Source organism: Pseudomonas sp. ASL4 (genome assembly GCF_056680395.1).
The window spans coordinates 5111423-5126005 of sequence record NZ_CM155280.1 but is presented as its reverse complement, the minus strand read 5'-3'; the positions used below and the strand labels follow the sequence as shown (position 1 = coordinate 5126005).

The 14583-nt window shown below is 56.5% G+C and carries 17 protein-coding genes, 1 tRNA gene and 2 pseudogenes; 10 read left to right on the top strand and 10 right to left on the bottom strand.

What is annotated here, in order from left to right:
• The first annotated feature begins 43 nt into the window (after nucleotides 1-43).
• The 4 genes and pseudogenes from AC1MEW_RS23075 to AC1MEW_RS23060 form a co-directional block, all read left to right on the top strand.
• Nucleotides 44-1300: an ATP-grasp domain-containing protein gene (locus AC1MEW_RS23075; protein WP_480423736.1), complete on the top strand. Its 1257-nt coding sequence runs from the start codon at nucleotides 44-46 to the stop codon at nucleotides 1298-1300.
• Nucleotides 1297-2493: an ATP-grasp domain-containing protein gene (locus tag AC1MEW_RS23070; RefSeq protein WP_201257250.1), complete on the top strand. Its 1197-nt coding sequence runs from the start codon at nucleotides 1297-1299 to the stop codon at nucleotides 2491-2493. The genes AC1MEW_RS23075 and AC1MEW_RS23070 overlap by 4 nt, the downstream gene beginning before the upstream one ends.
• A gap of 124 nt (nucleotides 2494-2617) precedes the next feature.
• Complete coding sequence (locus AC1MEW_RS23065) at nucleotides 2618-3253, top strand: LysE family translocator (RefSeq protein ID WP_201257251.1); 636 nt, start codon at nucleotides 2618-2620, stop codon at nucleotides 3251-3253.
• 167 nt (nucleotides 3254-3420) lie between these two features.
• A pseudogene (locus AC1MEW_RS23060) lies at nucleotides 3421-3630 on the top strand (organoarsenical effux MFS transporter ArsJ); the annotation flags it as partial.
• Here the strand turns inward: AC1MEW_RS23060 and AC1MEW_RS23055 are convergent.
• The 3 genes from AC1MEW_RS23055 to AC1MEW_RS23045 all read right to left on the bottom strand — a co-directional run bounded on the left by AC1MEW_RS23055 (nucleotide 3535) and on the right by AC1MEW_RS23045 (nucleotide 5071).
• Complete coding sequence (locus AC1MEW_RS23055) at nucleotides 3535-3945, bottom strand: nucleoid-associated protein (RefSeq protein WP_416195267.1); 411 nt, start codon at nucleotides 3943-3945, stop codon at nucleotides 3535-3537. The pseudogene AC1MEW_RS23060 and the gene AC1MEW_RS23055 overlap by 96 nt on opposite strands.
• A gap of 120 nt (nucleotides 3946-4065) precedes the next feature.
• Nucleotides 4066-4269, bottom strand: a complete 204-nt coding sequence (locus AC1MEW_RS23050) for a hypothetical protein (protein ID WP_322268304.1) — start codon at nucleotides 4267-4269, stop codon at nucleotides 4066-4068.
• Nucleotides 4270-4309: 40 nt separating this feature from the next.
• Entirely contained in the window at nucleotides 4310-5071 is a 762-nt protein-coding gene (locus AC1MEW_RS23045; protein ID WP_201257253.1) for a S24 family peptidase, read from the bottom strand.
• Nucleotides 5072-5166: 95 nt separating this feature from the next.
• Between AC1MEW_RS23045 and AC1MEW_RS23040 the strand changes: the two genes are divergently transcribed.
• The 4 genes and pseudogenes from AC1MEW_RS23040 (at nucleotide 5167) to AC1MEW_RS23025 (ending at nucleotide 8195) form a co-directional block, all read left to right on the top strand.
• Nucleotides 5167-5415 (top strand): Cro/CI family transcriptional regulator, encoded by a 249-nt coding sequence (locus AC1MEW_RS23040; RefSeq protein ID WP_480423735.1) that lies wholly within the window; start codon nucleotides 5167-5169, stop codon nucleotides 5413-5415.
• Nucleotides 5360-5491, top strand: coding sequence for a hypothetical protein (locus AC1MEW_RS23035; RefSeq protein ID WP_323570491.1), 132 nt, complete (start codon nucleotides 5360-5362; stop codon nucleotides 5489-5491). Before AC1MEW_RS23040 ends, AC1MEW_RS23035 begins: the two co-directional genes overlap by 56 nt.
• A gap of 12 nt (nucleotides 5492-5503) precedes the next feature.
• Nucleotides 5504-7720: a hypothetical protein gene (locus tag AC1MEW_RS23030; protein WP_480423734.1), complete on the top strand. Its 2217-nt coding sequence runs from the start codon at nucleotides 5504-5506 to the stop codon at nucleotides 7718-7720.
• A gap of 31 nt (nucleotides 7721-7751) precedes the next feature.
• Nucleotides 7752-8195: pseudogene (locus tag AC1MEW_RS23025) on the top strand (structural protein).
• A 236-nt stretch (nucleotides 8196-8431) separates the two neighbouring features.
• Here AC1MEW_RS23025 and AC1MEW_RS23020 read toward each other — a convergent pair.
• The 3 genes from AC1MEW_RS23020 to AC1MEW_RS23010 all read right to left on the bottom strand — a co-directional run bounded on the left by AC1MEW_RS23020 (nucleotide 8432) and on the right by AC1MEW_RS23010 (nucleotide 10389).
• On the bottom strand, nucleotides 8432-9235 hold the full coding sequence (locus tag AC1MEW_RS23020) for a glycosyltransferase family 2 protein (RefSeq protein WP_201257256.1): 804 nt from the start codon (nucleotides 9233-9235) through the stop codon (nucleotides 8432-8434).
• Between the two features lie 641 nt (nucleotides 9236-9876).
• The gene (locus tag AC1MEW_RS23015; protein WP_201257257.1) at nucleotides 9877-10086 is read right to left on the bottom strand and encodes a hypothetical protein; all 210 of its coding nucleotides are present in this window, start codon (nucleotides 10084-10086) and stop codon (nucleotides 9877-9879) included.
• A gap of 215 nt (nucleotides 10087-10301) precedes the next feature.
• A tRNA-Ser gene (locus AC1MEW_RS23010) sits at nucleotides 10302-10389 on the bottom strand.
• Between the two features lie 123 nt (nucleotides 10390-10512).
• Here AC1MEW_RS23010 and AC1MEW_RS23005 point away from each other — a divergent pair.
• Nucleotides 10513-11184, top strand: a complete 672-nt coding sequence (locus AC1MEW_RS23005; RefSeq protein ID WP_201204159.1) for a Bax inhibitor-1/YccA family protein — start codon at nucleotides 10513-10515, stop codon at nucleotides 11182-11184.
• A gap of 72 nt (nucleotides 11185-11256) precedes the next feature.
• Here the strand turns inward: AC1MEW_RS23005 and AC1MEW_RS23000 are convergent, their stop codons facing one another.
• Genes AC1MEW_RS23000 through AC1MEW_RS22990 form a run of 3 tightly spaced genes read right to left on the bottom strand, consistent with a single transcriptional unit; the run spans nucleotide 11257 to nucleotide 12485 of the window.
• A complete protein-coding gene (locus AC1MEW_RS23000) occupies nucleotides 11257-11649 on the bottom strand; it encodes a VOC family protein (protein ID WP_201257258.1) in 393 nt (130 codons plus the stop codon).
• Between the two features lie 11 nt (nucleotides 11650-11660).
• The gene (locus AC1MEW_RS22995; RefSeq protein ID WP_201257259.1) at nucleotides 11661-11990 is read right to left on the bottom strand and encodes a YceK/YidQ family lipoprotein; all 330 of its coding nucleotides are present in this window, start codon (nucleotides 11988-11990) and stop codon (nucleotides 11661-11663) included.
• Nucleotides 11991-12047: 57 nt separating this feature from the next.
• The gene (locus tag AC1MEW_RS22990) at nucleotides 12048-12485 is read right to left on the bottom strand and encodes an Lrp/AsnC family transcriptional regulator (RefSeq protein ID WP_201257260.1); all 438 of its coding nucleotides are present in this window, start codon (nucleotides 12483-12485) and stop codon (nucleotides 12048-12050) included.
• Nucleotides 12486-12620: 135 nt separating this feature from the next.
• On the opposite strand from AC1MEW_RS22990, the gene AC1MEW_RS22985 reads away from it, so the two are divergent.
• Nucleotides 12621-13514, top strand: a complete 894-nt coding sequence (locus tag AC1MEW_RS22985; protein WP_322268308.1) for a DMT family transporter — start codon at nucleotides 12621-12623, stop codon at nucleotides 13512-13514.
• Between the two features lie 3 nt (nucleotides 13515-13517).
• Here the strand turns inward: AC1MEW_RS22985 and AC1MEW_RS22980 are convergent, their stop codons facing one another.
• Nucleotides 13518-14555, bottom strand: a complete 1038-nt coding sequence (locus tag AC1MEW_RS22980) for an FUSC family protein (RefSeq protein ID WP_201204148.1) — start codon at nucleotides 14553-14555, stop codon at nucleotides 13518-13520.
• Nucleotides 14556-14583 lie beyond the last annotated feature (28 nt).

Genomic DNA, 14583 nt, shown 5'->3' with positions numbered 1-14583 from the left:
ACCTTTTCTTCAAAACCCATCACGATAAATAGGAAACTCACACATGAACAAGCGTATCGCAGTAGTCGGTGGCCGCCCCGCGCCCATTCACGGAGCCAAGGAACTGGGCATCGACGTAGTGCTGGTGCACCAGGAGGGTGACTACGAGCAGGAGATCGTCGCCCATTGCGAACAGGTGGTGCATGCCAGGATCGACGACGCCGAGGCGATCATCAAGGTGCTCGAACCCCTGCATCGCGAACGTCCGTTCGATCGCATCATCACCACCACCGAAGTGGCGGGCGAGTCGACGGGCAAGGTGGTCGATCATTTCGGCCTCACCGGAGTTTCCTACAAGACCGCGCGCCTGCTCAAGGACAAGGTGGCTATGCGCGAACTGCTGGCCAAGCATGACCTGAGCCCGGTTGCCTATCGCCATGTCACCAGCGCGCAGATCGCCATCGCGTTCGTCAAGGAGCATGGCAAGTCGGTGCTCAAGCCGGCCGAAGGCGTCGCCAGTCTGCATATCCATCCCTGCGATGACGAAGCCTCCGCCACCAAGGCCTGGCAAGCGCTGCAGGACGCCGACGTCAAGCACATCATCATCGAGGAATACCTGGAGGGGCCGGTCGTCAGCGTGGACTCCTTCTCCTTCAAGCGCCGCCACCTGCCGATCGGCTACTCCCAGTACCGCATGAACGACAAGTACGTCGAGTGGGAGGTCAGCACGCCAAGCACCGATGCCAAGAAATGGCTGAAAGAGCTGAAGGAAATGACCTGCCGCCTGCTCGACGCCGTGGAGCTGGAGGAAGGCCCTTCCCACAGCGAGTTCGTGCTGACGCCAAAAGGCCCTCGGGTACTGGAGTCCCACGCCCGCCTGGCCGGTTCGGGTGCCCCGGAATTGGTGAGACGCGCGTTCGGCCTCGACCTGAACCGGATGTTCCTGACCGTGCCCCTGGGTATCGACACCCTGCCGGAAGTGTCGCCAGAGCCGAAGGCCGGTGCGGCGATCCAGTTCTTCGTGCCGACACCTGGCAAAGTGATGAAGGTCGAGCTCGACCTCAAGCCTGACGTCGACGTGCGTCACACCAAGCAGGGCGAGACGCCACTGGTGTTCCTGCCGTTCCTGTTCGAGCTGGGCCAGGCCGAGCGTGCCGTGGTCATCCAGAAGCACGAGGGCGACCAGATTCCACCTCTCGATACCGTTGCCGACTGCGTCTCGGGGTATGTCCTGGCAACAGGCGTCTCGCGTGAGGACGCGGTCCGGATCGGCGACGAACTGGTGGAGGCCGTTCATTTCATCGTGGAGCCCAAGGCATGAGCTACCTGCTCTGCTTGCATCGTTGGGTCGGCTCCCAAGCCCTCTACGACCGATACGAGTTGCCTGCGGGGATGATGATTCGGGCGATCTGCACGCCCGAATCCATCGCATCGCTGCCGAGTGAGCGCCTGGCGTCGAGTTCGACGCTGGCCTCGCTGGACGATACCGGGGCGGTCATGGCCGAGGTCGAACGCCTGGTCGCGCAGCACGGTGTTCCGGCGCTGGTGGTCGCCCTCAATGAGGGCGACCTGCTCAATGCCGCGTCGATTCGCGAGCGATGGAAGGTGCCGGGAGACCGGGTTGCCTGGACCGAGCGGTTTCGCGACAAGCTCACCATGCTGGACATCGCGGGTCGGCAGACGTCGATCAGCGTGCTGCCGGCGGTGAACGCCGATTCCCGTGAAGCCGTGGAGCAACTGGCGACCGAGCATGGCTATCCGCTGGTGCTCAAACCACGCTATGGTACGGCGAGTCGTGGCGTGAAGATCCTTCGCGGTCCTGGGGATCTTGGTCCGTTGCAACAGGCCGTGGAGCCCATGATGGTCCAGGTCTACTGCGCCGCCCCGATCCTGCACGTAGACGGTTGGTGGGATGGGCAGCGGATCGTGGTGGTCACCGCGTCGCGCTATGTGAACAGTTGTGCCGATTTCGGTCCGGACAGCCCGCTGGGCAGTATCGAGCTGGAGGAGGGCGAGGACGAGCAGCGGATTGCGCGGCGCGTCGAGCAGTTGCTGGCGGCCTTCGCGCCGGAGCGGGAAATCGTCTTCCACCTCGAACTGTTCGACCGGGGTGACGAGTTGCTGTTCCTTGAGATTGGTGCCCGTGTCGGCGGTGCTGAAATTCCGTTCCTCTGGCGGGAGGTGAGGGATATCGACCTGCTGGGGATTGCCTGGGAACTCCAGACAGGGGCGTCCACCCGCTACAGGGACCTTGCACGCAGCCGCAGCAATGAGGGCAGACCCTTGCGTCGTGAACGTGGGGCCTGGGTGATCGCCCGGCGCGGCAGTTCGCCGCACGATGGGCTGGGAACCCTGTACTGGGCCCAACCACAGGACCTTGAGCACTCCGCCAGTGGTGTCTATGAGGGCTCCAGGACCCGCTTGCGCCTGCGCAGCTTCGATGGTCCCGCGCTGGTACACGATGTGGGGAAGGTCTTCGAACAGTTATCCGAACTATGGAGTGTTCAATCGTGAGAACAGCAGTTGTAACGGATGCCAACGCTGGCATTGACGAGGCGTACGGCCGCACCTTGGCCCGTCGTGGCGGGCGCGAACAGCTGCCGGCCACCCATTTTTCTGTACACGAAGGAGCACGCTGATGGTTTCGCCGGAAAACCTGGCCGGTGTGGCCATCATTGCCCTGGGCATGGTGCTGACACCTGGACCGAACATGATCTACCTGACCTCGCGGGTGATTTCCCAAGGGCGACTGGCGGGGATGATTTCCTTGGCCGGCGTGGCCCTGGGCTTCGTGTGCTACCTGGTGGCTTCGGGACTGGGGCTGGCGGCCTTGTTCAAGGCCGTGCCGGTGGCCTACGACGTCGTCAAGATCGCGGGCGCATTCTATCTGGGCTACCTGGCCTGGAACATGCTCAAGCCCAGGGGCGCCTCCCCCTTCGAGGCGCGCGAACTGCCGCCTCACTCGCCGAAGCGGCTGTTCACCATGGGGCTGGTGACAAACCTGCTGAATCCGAAGATTGCGCTTATGTATTCCGCGCTGATTCCCCAGTTCATCGATCCTTCCGCGGGATCGACCCTACAGCAGTTCATTCAGCTGGGGCTGGTACAGATCGTCATTGCCGTCACCGTGAACGGTATCATCGTCCTGGCCGCCTCCCGGGTCAGCAGCTACCTGACCAAGCGCCCCACTGCCATGCGCACCCAGCGCTGGGTTTCCGGAACTGTACTTGCTGTGTTTGCGGTCGATATCCTACTGCGCAAGCCGATGACCTGATAGAGGAGCGGGCCTTGCGCAGGTCCTGGAGCTGTACAGGGAACGGCTTTAACACAAAAAGTCCCGCGTTGAGGTGGGACCTGCGTCATTAAGAACGCAGCAATTACCAACAAAAGCCTAACGCATCGGAACCGGTTGTGGCTGGTAGTAGCCCGGTGGCGGTGCCTGGTAATAACCGGACCATGAACATTGGGCTGAGCATCCAGGTCGCGGCGCTGCTGATGCTAACGGTTCCTGCGGCCTGGTTGACCATCCCTTGGGTAATGGGCGCTCAGGCGCTGTCAGGGATCGCCAAAGACCTGAACAAGATGAGTGCCAAAAGCTCCATCAAACTCCTGGTGTCCGATGGGCAACAGGGCCGGTTTTATCAATGGATAGTCGGTCATTCCTTGCAGGTGGTGGCAAAAGAAGATGTTGCCGCCCACCGTCAGGCTGGATTCTTCCATGAGCTTTTGCAGATGCTCGATGGCGGTGCCGCTGAACTCCGTAAAGTCTTCGGTGCCAGCAAGGTATTTGCTGAGCCAGCCGCTGAAGCGGGGCGCGCCGGATTCGGCATGGAAGAAGCCCCAGCCTTTTCCAGTCTTGGCGTTATAGCTTTCGTTGAACTGTTGAACCAGCTCGTCGCGGGCTTGGCTCTCGACGAGTTCGCCGGCGCTACGGTGCAGAATATAGGGGCAAGCGATCGTAAGCATTTCAATTTCATGGCATCCCCCCAAAATTAAGTGCGAACTCTACCATTCGTGGCGCACGCCCACCATTGACGAGGAGGGCGGGCAGAACGAAAAAGCCCGTCGCGAGCTGAGTCGTAGATTTTAATGGAGGACTCTTCGGCTCTCCCCAATCCTGACCCGATCAAGCGCACGATTTAATGCATCCAAGGCATCAAGTAGGGCTTTCGCCTCAGATTCCCGGCCATCACCCCAAAGGCGTTCAGCCATTTTGTTAAGGGCCTGGATAGAGCGCTCAATGTCAGCAGCGGTCGTTGCTATTTTGCTTTCCGGCTGTTTCTTCGGCATTCAGTAACCCTTCTGCAGGGCATTGCTTTGTCGTTCAATTTTAGCGCGCAAACATGCCCCACCAGAAAACGTGGCCCAAGATTGCGATCTGCTGATCCTGGATCTCGGCAAAGGTGTAATCCTCGTCCGGGTGCTCATCGCGGTTGAAGCTGCGCAGACGGATGCCGCTCGGCAGTCTGTAGAGTTGCTTCACGCGGAGTTGGCCGTGGTGGGTGATCGCATACATGTCGCCGTCGACGATGTCGCCCAGGGAGCTCTTGCCGACGTTGATACCTACGGTCGCGCCATCGCGCAGTACGGGCAGCATGCTGTTGCCGCTGACGAGCACGCACTTCGCGTTGCTGAACTGAACGTTGTTGTGACGAAGGTCTTTCTTGAAGAAGCGCAGCCTGGCGCTGTCGCTTTCCTCAATCACGAATCGGCCGGAGCCGGCGGCCAGTTCCACTTCGCGCAGGAAAGGGACGTAGACCTCGTCATCGTCGAGAGGGGTGTTGTCGTCCCAAGGCTGGATATCCGAGAGATGGACATCAGCTCGGATAGTTCGATCAAAGCCTTTCTCGGCTTCTGATGCCGAAAGAATATTGCCCATCCGATCGCTTAAGCCCCAGTGAGAAGGCTTCACAACGTCCGAGAAATACTCGATCAGCTCCATGAGCTTCGACTTATCGATTCGGCCCGTCTTCACCCAGCCTTGGACGGACGGACCCGCCACGCCGAAATCTTCGGCGAGCTTCTTCTTTGTAACGCGTTTGGCGACCCGAGCTTGCTCGATGGCTGCGCCTAATTCAGGACCTGTAAGCATTGCCTAATTAAGCCTATTCGTTAGCCAAGTAGGCAATGGCTTGTCGGTAATTAGTTAATGACTTATATTTGGCGCATAACAAGCCGGAGAACCCCATGACACCAGCAGAAGCGGTTCGAAAGGCAACCGGGATTTTGGGCGGCCAAACAGCGCTGGCCAGCCGTCTTGATGTTCGAACTCCAACTGTTAGCCAGTGGTGTTCGGGAGGTCGGCCGGTCCCGGTGGCAAGAGCGATTCAGGTCGAAGCGCTCACAACTGAGCGGGATTTTTTGTACTCGAGGAATACCAATGACTTACAACACCGGCAACGCCCTGGGATCGAGCGACGTTCTCGACCTGAATGACAACGCGGTCAATTTGGACTGGTTCGCCAACGGTCCCGCCGCGTTCTACCCCGACCGATTCGGTACATTCCGCTAATCCGTCGCGGGAATGAATGCCGAGTTCGTGGCGGCTCAGGTTTCAAGCGCTAACACCTTCATCTCCACACAAAACGCCAAGCAGGAAGCCTTCGACGCTGCGCAGCTTGCCAGGGCAAACGAATACACCACCGACAAGAGCGATCGAGATACTGGGTTCGCCGCCGATCAGGCAGAGCGAGTCGTCGAGTTCTGCGAGTTTCTGGAGTCCAGTGGCTACGAGGCGCCAGTCGATTATGTAGCAGGTCTTGGCATCACTCGCCCGACGCAGACCGTCCGCTTCGGTGGCGAACTTTACCGAGCGAAGGGTGCAAGCCTGCCGTTCACCACCACCACTTGGCCGGCGGACTCGGCCAAGTTCTTTGCTATTGGTGATGCCGCCCTGCGCCAAGAGCTGGCTTCTACTGATTCGATCAAAGGCGCCACCCTGGTAGCCCATTCGACCGTTCACGTCGCCTCCATTATGGATTTGCAGACAGCCAAACGCGATCCAGCGTGGGCGGTTCAGACCTCGGCGTATCGCCCGGGCGTGTTCGCTCTTGGTGCGCCCCGCAGCACCAACGGAGGTGGGCGTTTTATTTGGATGGAAAGCGTCCCGAAAACTCAACACAACGGCGGAACGGTTATCAGCCCTAGTGTTCCTTGGAGTGGTGAACAGAACACCCTTGCGGCATTCCTCAAGGCAACTGGCGAAACCAGTCCAGGCGGCAATGGCTGCTTTGTTTTGGTCTTGCAGGGCGAACTATATGCCGAGCAGTTCGGCGCAATTGGCGATAACGCCTCAGATAACAGTGCGAGTTTCCAAGCGGCAACCAACTACCTGCAATCGGTATCTACGGGCGGGAAGCTACGCATTGGCCTTGGTCAGTTTCAACTGTCCACCGCCATCAAGAACGATCGGTCGACTAACGCAGCCGTTGGACGGGTTTCCTACGTGGGGGCGGACGAAAACGGTACGCAGCTGCTGTACACCGGGTCGGGCAACTGCTTCGAGATCCTGAATAGCCACGCTGTTGGAGTCGAGAACTCGACTTCTTGTCAGATAGTTTCTGACATGTCGATATTCAAGGTTGGATCTGCAGGTGCGACCGTCGGTATCGTGGTGAATCTTGGAGCGTGGCCAAAGTTTGAGCGACTAAACATTCAAGGGTTTGATTACGGAATGTATCTACAGGACGTAGATCATCCATATTTCAGCACGGTCAATCTTCGCTTCAACAACAAGGGCATATATGCGCAACGAGCAATACCTGCCAGAGCGCTTAGCACCGCACCAAACAACTATACGTTTGTTTCGTGCAGTATCAGCAATAACGGCACGTATGGGATGTATATCGTAGGTGGATCAGCTATTAACTGGTATGGCGGATCTTGCGAGTATAACGGGCATGTTATTGGTTCGGCCGGATTTGGGGTTCAACTGGAAGACTGCGGGTACGAAGGAGGGGTGGGGGCCAACTTTAATAATGTGTATTTCGAGGCTAACAACGGCATAGCCGATGTTATCCTTAAGACACAGAATGTCGACAGCGGTGCCGTGCTTGGCGCACTCCACAAAATCAGCTCGGACTTCCATCGAAATCTGACAGGCTCGAACATAAACAACATTCTGTGCGTTTTCGGGCCGCCCGGGTCAGTGGGCACGCAGGTTCTTAATGTGCATGGATCGGCCTTTAAGTCATTCGGTGGCTATGTGCCGAATGCGGCAACCAAGAACATCTCATTCTCTGACACTGTCGCAAGTGCCGGCAACTTCTTTGATGCTGGCGCGTTCTACGCAGACCCAGTAGAGCGTCCTGTATTTGCCCAAACGCATAACAAATATTATGCGACCGTTTCCAAGAGTGCTAATCAAGCAGTGCCTACTGCGGTCTGGACCAAACTATTACTTGACGCCGTACCCAATTTCTTTCTATTGGCTCCATCATTGTCGACTCATGACATTTCGATTCCAGAAACCGCGCTATTCAACGTGTCTGCTACGATTAGTTTTAGTGGGAACGTTGCTGGTCTGCGCGGTGTTCGGTTTAAAATTGGAAGCCTTGTTGTCGCTTCTGCTAGTACCTCTGCCGTGGCGGACAATGTTGTATCTCTTGATATGACTCGGTGTATGTCCATAGGGAATACTCTTAGCGTGGAAGTGTTGCAGACGTCCGGCGGAAGTCTCGACGTGCAAGGAGTTAATATTGGGAATACGCTTATAAACATAAATAAAGTAGTTGGGCAATAATGGCGAGCTATTAACGAAAGCCTCTCCGTCGATAGCGCTATTTCCGCATGGAGAAAAGTGTAATCATCGACAAGACACACGGGGCCGCAACCGCAACCCCGGAAACATTTACTACAACCCAGCCAATCAGTGGCAGGGGTAGCTCAAGCCAGACCCCGCTATCGAGAAGCGATTTGCCAGATTCGACGTACCCGAGAACGGTATCCGAGCCCTGGGCATGACGTACCAGCGTAAGCGCGGGCTGAAGACGGTGAAGGCGATTATCAGCCGGTGGGCACCCTCGGCAGAGAACGACACCGACGCTTATGTGCGTGCCGTCGAGGCGAACACTGGCACCAAGCCTGGTGCCCAGATCGATCTGTCTATTCCGGCGGTGATGCAGGGCTTCGTGAAAGCGATCATTCACCACGAGAACGCCGGGTATGCCTACCCCGAAACGGTTCTGACTGAAGGCGTGCGGCGGGCGCTGGCATGAGCCCGGTGCAGAAGCTGGTCGGGCTGTTGGTGCTGAACGTGGCGCTGACGGCCGGCAGTGCGGCGGGCACCTGGAAAGTTCAGGACTGGTGCTAGAGGGCCCACAACAATTGATTTGGATACGGAAGATAAACCATGCACTTTTATACTGCGACGCCCATCTTAGATAAAAATTTAGCTCCTAGGGCTAAACCCCGTGAGCAAGGAGCTGTAAATGTGATGGCAAGTGGCTGTAACTCAACTTTTTCGGCCACCTCTGTCTTTGTATTCGCCGACTACTTGATTATATATTTTGGCCCTTCGATGAGTGTCAGCATAGCCTCCCATCGCAGAGACCGTTCCGCTTTGAAGATGGTCAAGATAACTAAATATTTTTCGCGGAGAAATAAAGTTGATCGTATAGCCTAGCGCAACCATTCTGTCTTGCAGTTCATAACCGGGATTTCGATCATCCATTAGAAAGTGAAGTCCGTGTTTTTTAATTAATCGTACGTTCCACAAAGCACAAAAGCTCTTTAAATACGTCTCTCTATAGGGTTTAGGATCTTTTGCTTGCATCCCTAACACCCGTAAGCCTCGTCGAGAGTAGTGCTTGATAAATCGCGAAACCAGGCGCCAGGTAGATCTGGTCCAGCCTCGATTCAACTGCTCAACGCATCCAACCGCTGCAACTTTGTGTGCGCCGGCGCAAGAGTCAATCATCATGGGGAAAATAGCGGGGTCATAAATAAATGTATCGGTATGCAGCAAAAATACATATTCGGTTTCAATCTTGTCTAGCGCCATATCCAGTGCTCGACCATGCGCCACGCTCCCAGCTTCGGGCCCCCATGATTTTCGCTCGATCAAGTTGACCCAGTTCAAGGTGCGTAGGTATTCGCTGCTCGTATCGTTTGAGTCATTGTCCACCACGTAAACGGGAACCCCAATTTCCCGCAATCCTTCGTACAATAGGTTTAGGCAGGTCTGGGTGAGTTGAAGGGACCTATAGTTAACGAGGATAATGCTATAGTTCGTCGCGGAAGCAGAAGAAGAGTTCATAATTAAAATCTCAGTAATCGAACGTTTTGATCCTTCGTTCCATCGACGGAGTTTTTATGTGATCACCAGAAAAAGCCTTTGATCACGCAAGCGCACTTTTGCACCTGACACAATTTTCTTGTGGCGTACAACGTCACACCATCCTGAGTGCTTATTTAAATAAAAAATAATTAAACTTGGATTTTGCACTGATTGCACTTTTATACAAGTCTGTTCGGAATGCGAAGATTGAAGACGCAAAGAATGTGAATCGACGCCCAGCCACACCTCCGAAAACTAATACCAGGCATGTAGCCATTCAGTGAAAGGAATGTGAAATATTTAGTGTTTTTCGCTTATTTAATAACTCTTCTGTCTCCCCAGCTTTTAAATACACCGGCGCTTCTTTAAAATTAACATGACTTAATTGCTATTTTTCCGTCTCTGATCTGAGCTATTTGTAGATGGAGATATGAGCAGTCTGGATAAGTTTTTAACTTGCGATGACTTATTTGTTCTGAGGTGCTCTCAGCCACAAACTCTCGGGTTGGGCGCCCATTTTGACTGTGGAGAGTAGATACTATCCGCTATTGACGTTGTGCCAATAGTTTCGGCAGCCGCTGCCACGATTACATCGGTAGCTTTCCGTTTTTCAGATTGCTTTAATCCGGCGCCATCAGCACTGCCAGCGTCAGCTTAATGAACTCCTCGTTCTTGTCGATGGTGTCCAGGGCGCCGCGGACGTTGTCGGCGACATCGGCTGCGCCACGTGCCTCGACCCAGTTGGGAAGCTCCATGATGGCGGCCTCAAGGGCGAGTTGGTTTTCATTGATCTTGTACAGCAGGGAAGGGAGTAAGTCTGAATGGGGCATTGCGAGTCCTCAGTTTTGAGGACAGCGTAGCAGCGGAAATGTCGTGACACATATGGGAAATTGAAGCGGTCGGCAGGACGCCGGAGGAGGAAGAAAAGCGGCTAGTTTTGTAACGGTTACCAAATAGTTTTGTAACGCCTCCAAAAATCAGCGCCGATTCCCAAACCCCAGAAACGAAAAAGCCCTGACTAATCAGGGCTCTAACGTATTCAAGATGGCGGAGGCGATGGGATTCGAACTCATGGACCTGTTACAGTCGACGGTTTTCAAGACCGTTGCCTTAAACCACTCGGCCACACCTCCGTTTGTGTTGCGGGCGCCATAATACCTGAATGAAACACACTGTCAAACTCTCTGCATGGCTTGTTACAGAGCGTCTGTTATGATCTTTGCGACTGAACGTTTCAAACCAACAGGAGTGTCGCTATGCGCGAACAGGATTACGCAGTTAATAACAGCGTGCAGGCTGAGCAGCTAGAGGTTAGCCGCGTCCTGCGCAACACATACGGCTTGCTCGCTCTCACCCTCGCATTCAGCGGTGTGATGGCGTTCGTTGCTCAGCAGATGCGTGTCGGTTACCCGAACGTTTTCGTGGTGCTGATCGGCTTCTATGGCCTTTTCTTCCTTACCAACAAACTCCGTGACTCGGCCTGGGGCCTGGTGTCGGCTTTTGCCTTGACCGGTTTCATGGGTTTCTTGCTCGGCCCGATTCTCAACCGTTACCTGGGTATGCAGGGCGGGGCTGAAGTCGTGAGTTCCGCGTTCGCGATGACTGCACTGGTGTTCGGTGGTCTGTCGGCCTACGTGCTGATCACCCGCAAGGACATGAGCTTCCTGGGTGGTTTCATCACCGCCGGGTTCTTCGTGTTGCTGGGTGCGACGCTGGCGGGCATGTTCTTCAAGATCAGCGGTCTGCAACTGGCGATCAGCGCAGGTTTTGTGCTGTTCTCCTCGGTCTGCATTCTGTTCCAGACCAGCGCCATCATTCAGGGCGGCGAGCGTAACTACATCATGGCGACCATCAGCCTGTATGTATCGATCTACAACCTGTTCATCAGTTTGTTGCAGATCTTCGGCATCATGAGCCGCGATGATTAATCGCAAGTCTTGAGTAAAAAACCCGCTTAGGCGGGTTTTTTATTGTCTGCGATTCGGTGCTGGTCGTTGATTTCAACCTGGCTCGTGGCAACAGACGCAGAGCTTGTTGCCGTCGGGATCGCGCATGTAGGCGCCGTAGTAGTCAGGGTGGTAATGCGGACGAAGGCCCGGCGGCCCCTCGCAGGATCCACCATTGGCCAAGGCCAGCGCATGGCAGCGGCTAACGCTTTCTCGATTAGGAGCAAGCAGGGCGATCATCTGCCCGTTCCCCGGTGTGGCCGGGTGTTCGTCGAACGGAGTGCCGATGACAAACAACGGACGGGGTGCGTCCTTGCTCATCCATCCAGCCCAGGGTTTGGTCGAATCGCAGAATTTGGTCTGCAGATTGAGTGCAGCCATGATCGGTTGGTAGAACGCCATTGCGCGATCAAAGTCGGTGATGCCGATAAAAACGTGGGACAGCATTCGCTTGCTCCTTACTCCGCCACGACAATGCTGCCATCGGCCTGCTGGCGATAGATGGTATAGGGCAACAGCATGGTGTCGAGGGCACCTGAAATGACCACGTCAATCAGCACAAATATCGTGCCGTTGTTGTACTTCTCCGGATCGACGCCCGCCTCCAGTGGCGCATGCAGGGTGCAAAAATCATAGGTCACGCCGCTGTAGATGCGTGGCACCGCGCCGCAGTAGCTACGTTTCTCCTTGAGGCTTTTTACCGCCGCTTCGTCACTGCGCACCACCGTCTGCACAGTACCGCAGCCCGCGAGCATCAGCGCCGCCAACATCATTGCCTGAATCTTCATACCGCCAATCCTTAGCCGCAAACCAATAAATCTACGCTGATCCTGACAGAACGCCATTCACGCCATCGGTGGCAACCGGCGTTTGACCGGGGTTTTCTTGACGATGGCGGTGTTGGTTTCAGCATGGGTGTTAAGGCGGTCGAGCAGAGTGTCCAGTTGTTCCATCGAGCGCACGTGCAGGCGCGCGATGAAGCAGTCTTCCCCAGTGACCTTGTCGCACTCGGTGAACTCCGCAATCGCCTGGATTTGCCGCTCGACTTCCTGTAATTGCCCCGGCAGCGGGCGGATTCGCACGATCGCCTGCAACTGGTAGCCAAAGCATTTTGGATCGATCTCGACCGTATAGCCCTTGAGCACGCCACGTTCTTCGAGACGACGCAGGCGTTCGGCGACGCTGGGTGAGGAGAGGCCACTGATCTGCGCCAGCGCCTTGAGCGAACGTCGTGAATCCTCCATCAATGCGCTGATCAGCACTTGATCAATGTCGTCGGTCATGGCGAAGCCCCTGTTAGGCAATTGAATGAAACGGCCTTGATAAAAAAGGCAGAAGCCGAGTTTAGCCTGATTTATGCGCTGGAGAAGACCACCGTTGGATTGACATAATTCGGGCTCAAACACAGGAGTCTGATGATGGACAAAACACTACGCCGCGGCTCATTTGAAATGACTGCTGCCATGCTCATTTCCGGGACTATCGGCTGGTTTGTGCTGGTGTCCGGGCAACCGGTACTGGATGTGGTGTTCTGGCGCTGTGTGTTCGGTGCCGGCACCTTATTGCTGATCTGCGCGGCGTTTGGCTTCCTGCGGTCGGGCATTCTGACCCGCAGCACATTCCTGCTGACGGTGCTCAGCGGTGTGGCGATTGTCGGTAACTGGCTGTTGCTGTTTGCGTCTTACTCCCGCGCATCGATTGCCATTGGCACGGCGGTTTATAACGTTCAACCGTTCATGCTGGTGGGTTTGGCTGCGCTGTTTCTTGGGGAGAAAATCACCCTGCAGAAGCTGTTCTGGCTGGGCATATCGTTCCTGGGGATGCTGGCGATTGTCAGCGCCCACGGTGAGCAGGGCGCGGGTGGCAGTGATTACTTGGTGGGGATCGGCCTGGCGCTAGGCGCGGCGTTCCTATACGCGATTGCTGCATTGATTATCAAGCGCCTGACGGGCACACCGCCGCACCTGATCGCGTTGATCCAGGTCTGCACCGGCGTACTGTTGCTCGCACCCTTTGCGCACTTTTCGGCGTTGCCTCAAGCGCCAAGTGCATGGGCCAGCCTGGTGACCCTGGGCATCGTGCACACCGGCGTGATGTACGTGCTGCTTTACGGCGCGATTCAAAAACTGCCGACGGCGTTGACCGGTGCGTTGTCGTTTATCTACCCGATTGCGGCGATTTTCGTCGACTGGTTTGCCTTCGGCCATCGTCTGGAACCGCTGCAATGGCTCGGCGTCGCCGCTATCCTGCTGGCCGCCGCCGGTATGCAGCAGGGCTGGGGTTTGAAGCTGCGTCGAGTGGCCACGCAGTAACAGTCAGATGTTCCAGCGCGGGGCAGTCTTGGACAGGCGCTGGCGCATTTCGCCGATGTTGGCGGCCAGTTGCCGGGTCAACAAGCGGTAGCCATCCAGCGGACTGTAAACCGGCGCATCGAGGCTGGCGTCCGGTAGCTCCACCGGCCGATTGAGCCGCTGGGACGCCCCGGACTTCAAGGCCCGGGCCATCCCGATCAGTTGCACCCGGATCTGCCGGTGCTCGGCCTTCAACGCCGTTTGCAGGTGAGCCATGGCGACCGGGTCACTGGCATCCGGTCGGGTGTTACCGAGGATCTCCAGCGTGCTGATGCACATACGCAGATTGCGTTGGATGGCGTCCAACTCCGTCATGGATATCCGCACCTCCTTGGACACCGATGGCATCAGCGAGCGCAGTTGCACCATCACCGCGCTGAGGCGACCCATGATTTTGAGGTGTTCGTCAGCGCTAACCGGTTGGCCGTTGATGATGCGCCCGTAAATGGTTGCGCAGTCGCGCAAGGCATCGGCCAGGTTGTAGCGCCAGGAGAACACCGCGTACAGCGGCAGGGCAAAGGAAAACGCCAGGGCCAGGGCGATGCCGATGAGGATATCGACCCCGCGCCACAACCCGTCAGTGACCGGGTTGTCGCCATGCCCGGCGACGATAAACACGGTGATCGCCGACAGCAGCGCCGTGTAACCACCCTTGCCGATGGCGTGATACGAGAAGAACCCGCACACCACCGACATCGCGAAATAAGTCAGCCATGGCATCCCGAGCCAGGCCTGTTGTGCCACCAGCAGCAAGCCGACCCCTGCACCGATCAAGGTGCCTATTGCCCGCTCGGCGGCTTTTTTGCCAATGTTGCCGTGGTGCTGCAAGCCGCCGATCACCACCAGCATAGTCACCGACGCCCACTCGCCGTGGGGCAGGTGGATGCCGGTGGTCAGCAGGATCGTCGCCAGCAACCCCAGAGAAACCCGTACCGCGTGGATGACTCGGGCGTTTCGATAGCGCCGATAAGGGTCGAGTAACGGACGCAGCAATCGGCGCATCAGGGGTGGCAGGCGATAGGCTTTCAGG

Excerpts from the sequence above, each read along its gene's own strand:
- AC1MEW_RS23075 (WP_480423736.1), top strand. The coding sequence starts at position 44 with ATGAACAAGCGTATCGCAGTAGTCGGTGGCCGCCCCGCGCCCATTCAC.
- AC1MEW_RS22990 (WP_201257260.1), bottom strand. The coding sequence starts at position 12,485 with ATGACCGACGACATTGATCAAGTGCTGATCAGCGCATTGATGGAGGAT.
- AC1MEW_RS23005 (WP_201204159.1), top strand. The coding sequence starts at position 10,513 with ATGCGCGAACAGGATTACGCAGTTAATAACAGCGTGCAGGCTGAGCAG.
- AC1MEW_RS23020 (WP_201257256.1), bottom strand. The coding sequence starts at position 9,235 with ATGAACTCTTCTTCTGCTTCCGCGACGAACTATAGCATTATCCTCGTT.
- AC1MEW_RS22985 (WP_322268308.1), top strand. The coding sequence starts at position 12,621 with ATGGACAAAACACTACGCCGCGGCTCATTTGAAATGACTGCTGCCATG.
- AC1MEW_RS23030 (WP_480423734.1), top strand. The coding sequence starts at position 5,504 with ATGAATGCCGAGTTCGTGGCGGCTCAGGTTTCAAGCGCTAACACCTTC.
- AC1MEW_RS23065 (WP_201257251.1), top strand. The coding sequence starts at position 2,618 with ATGGTTTCGCCGGAAAACCTGGCCGGTGTGGCCATCATTGCCCTGGGC.
- AC1MEW_RS23070 (WP_201257250.1), top strand. The coding sequence starts at position 1,297 with ATGAGCTACCTGCTCTGCTTGCATCGTTGGGTCGGCTCCCAAGCCCTC.
- AC1MEW_RS23055 (WP_416195267.1), bottom strand. The coding sequence starts at position 3,945 with ATGCTTACGATCGCTTGCCCCTATATTCTGCACCGTAGCGCCGGCGAA.
- AC1MEW_RS23045 (WP_201257253.1), bottom strand. The coding sequence starts at position 5,071 with ATGCTTACAGGTCCTGAATTAGGCGCAGCCATCGAGCAAGCTCGGGTC.
- AC1MEW_RS23050 (WP_322268304.1), bottom strand. The coding sequence starts at position 4,269 with ATGCCGAAGAAACAGCCGGAAAGCAAAATAGCAACGACCGCTGCTGAC.
- AC1MEW_RS22995 (WP_201257259.1), bottom strand. The coding sequence starts at position 11,990 with ATGAAGATTCAGGCAATGATGTTGGCGGCGCTGATGCTCGCGGGCTGC.
- AC1MEW_RS23000 (WP_201257258.1), bottom strand. The coding sequence starts at position 11,649 with ATGCTGTCCCACGTTTTTATCGGCATCACCGACTTTGATCGCGCAATG.
- AC1MEW_RS22980 (WP_201204148.1), bottom strand. The coding sequence starts at position 14,555 with ATGCGCCGATTGCTGCGTCCGTTACTCGACCCTTATCGGCGCTATCGA.
- AC1MEW_RS23035 (WP_323570491.1), top strand. The coding sequence starts at position 5,360 with ATGACTTACAACACCGGCAACGCCCTGGGATCGAGCGACGTTCTCGAC.
- AC1MEW_RS23040 (WP_480423735.1), top strand. The coding sequence starts at position 5,167 with ATGACACCAGCAGAAGCGGTTCGAAAGGCAACCGGGATTTTGGGCGGC.
- AC1MEW_RS23015 (WP_201257257.1), bottom strand. The coding sequence starts at position 10,086 with ATGCCCCATTCAGACTTACTCCCTTCCCTGCTGTACAAGATCAATGAA.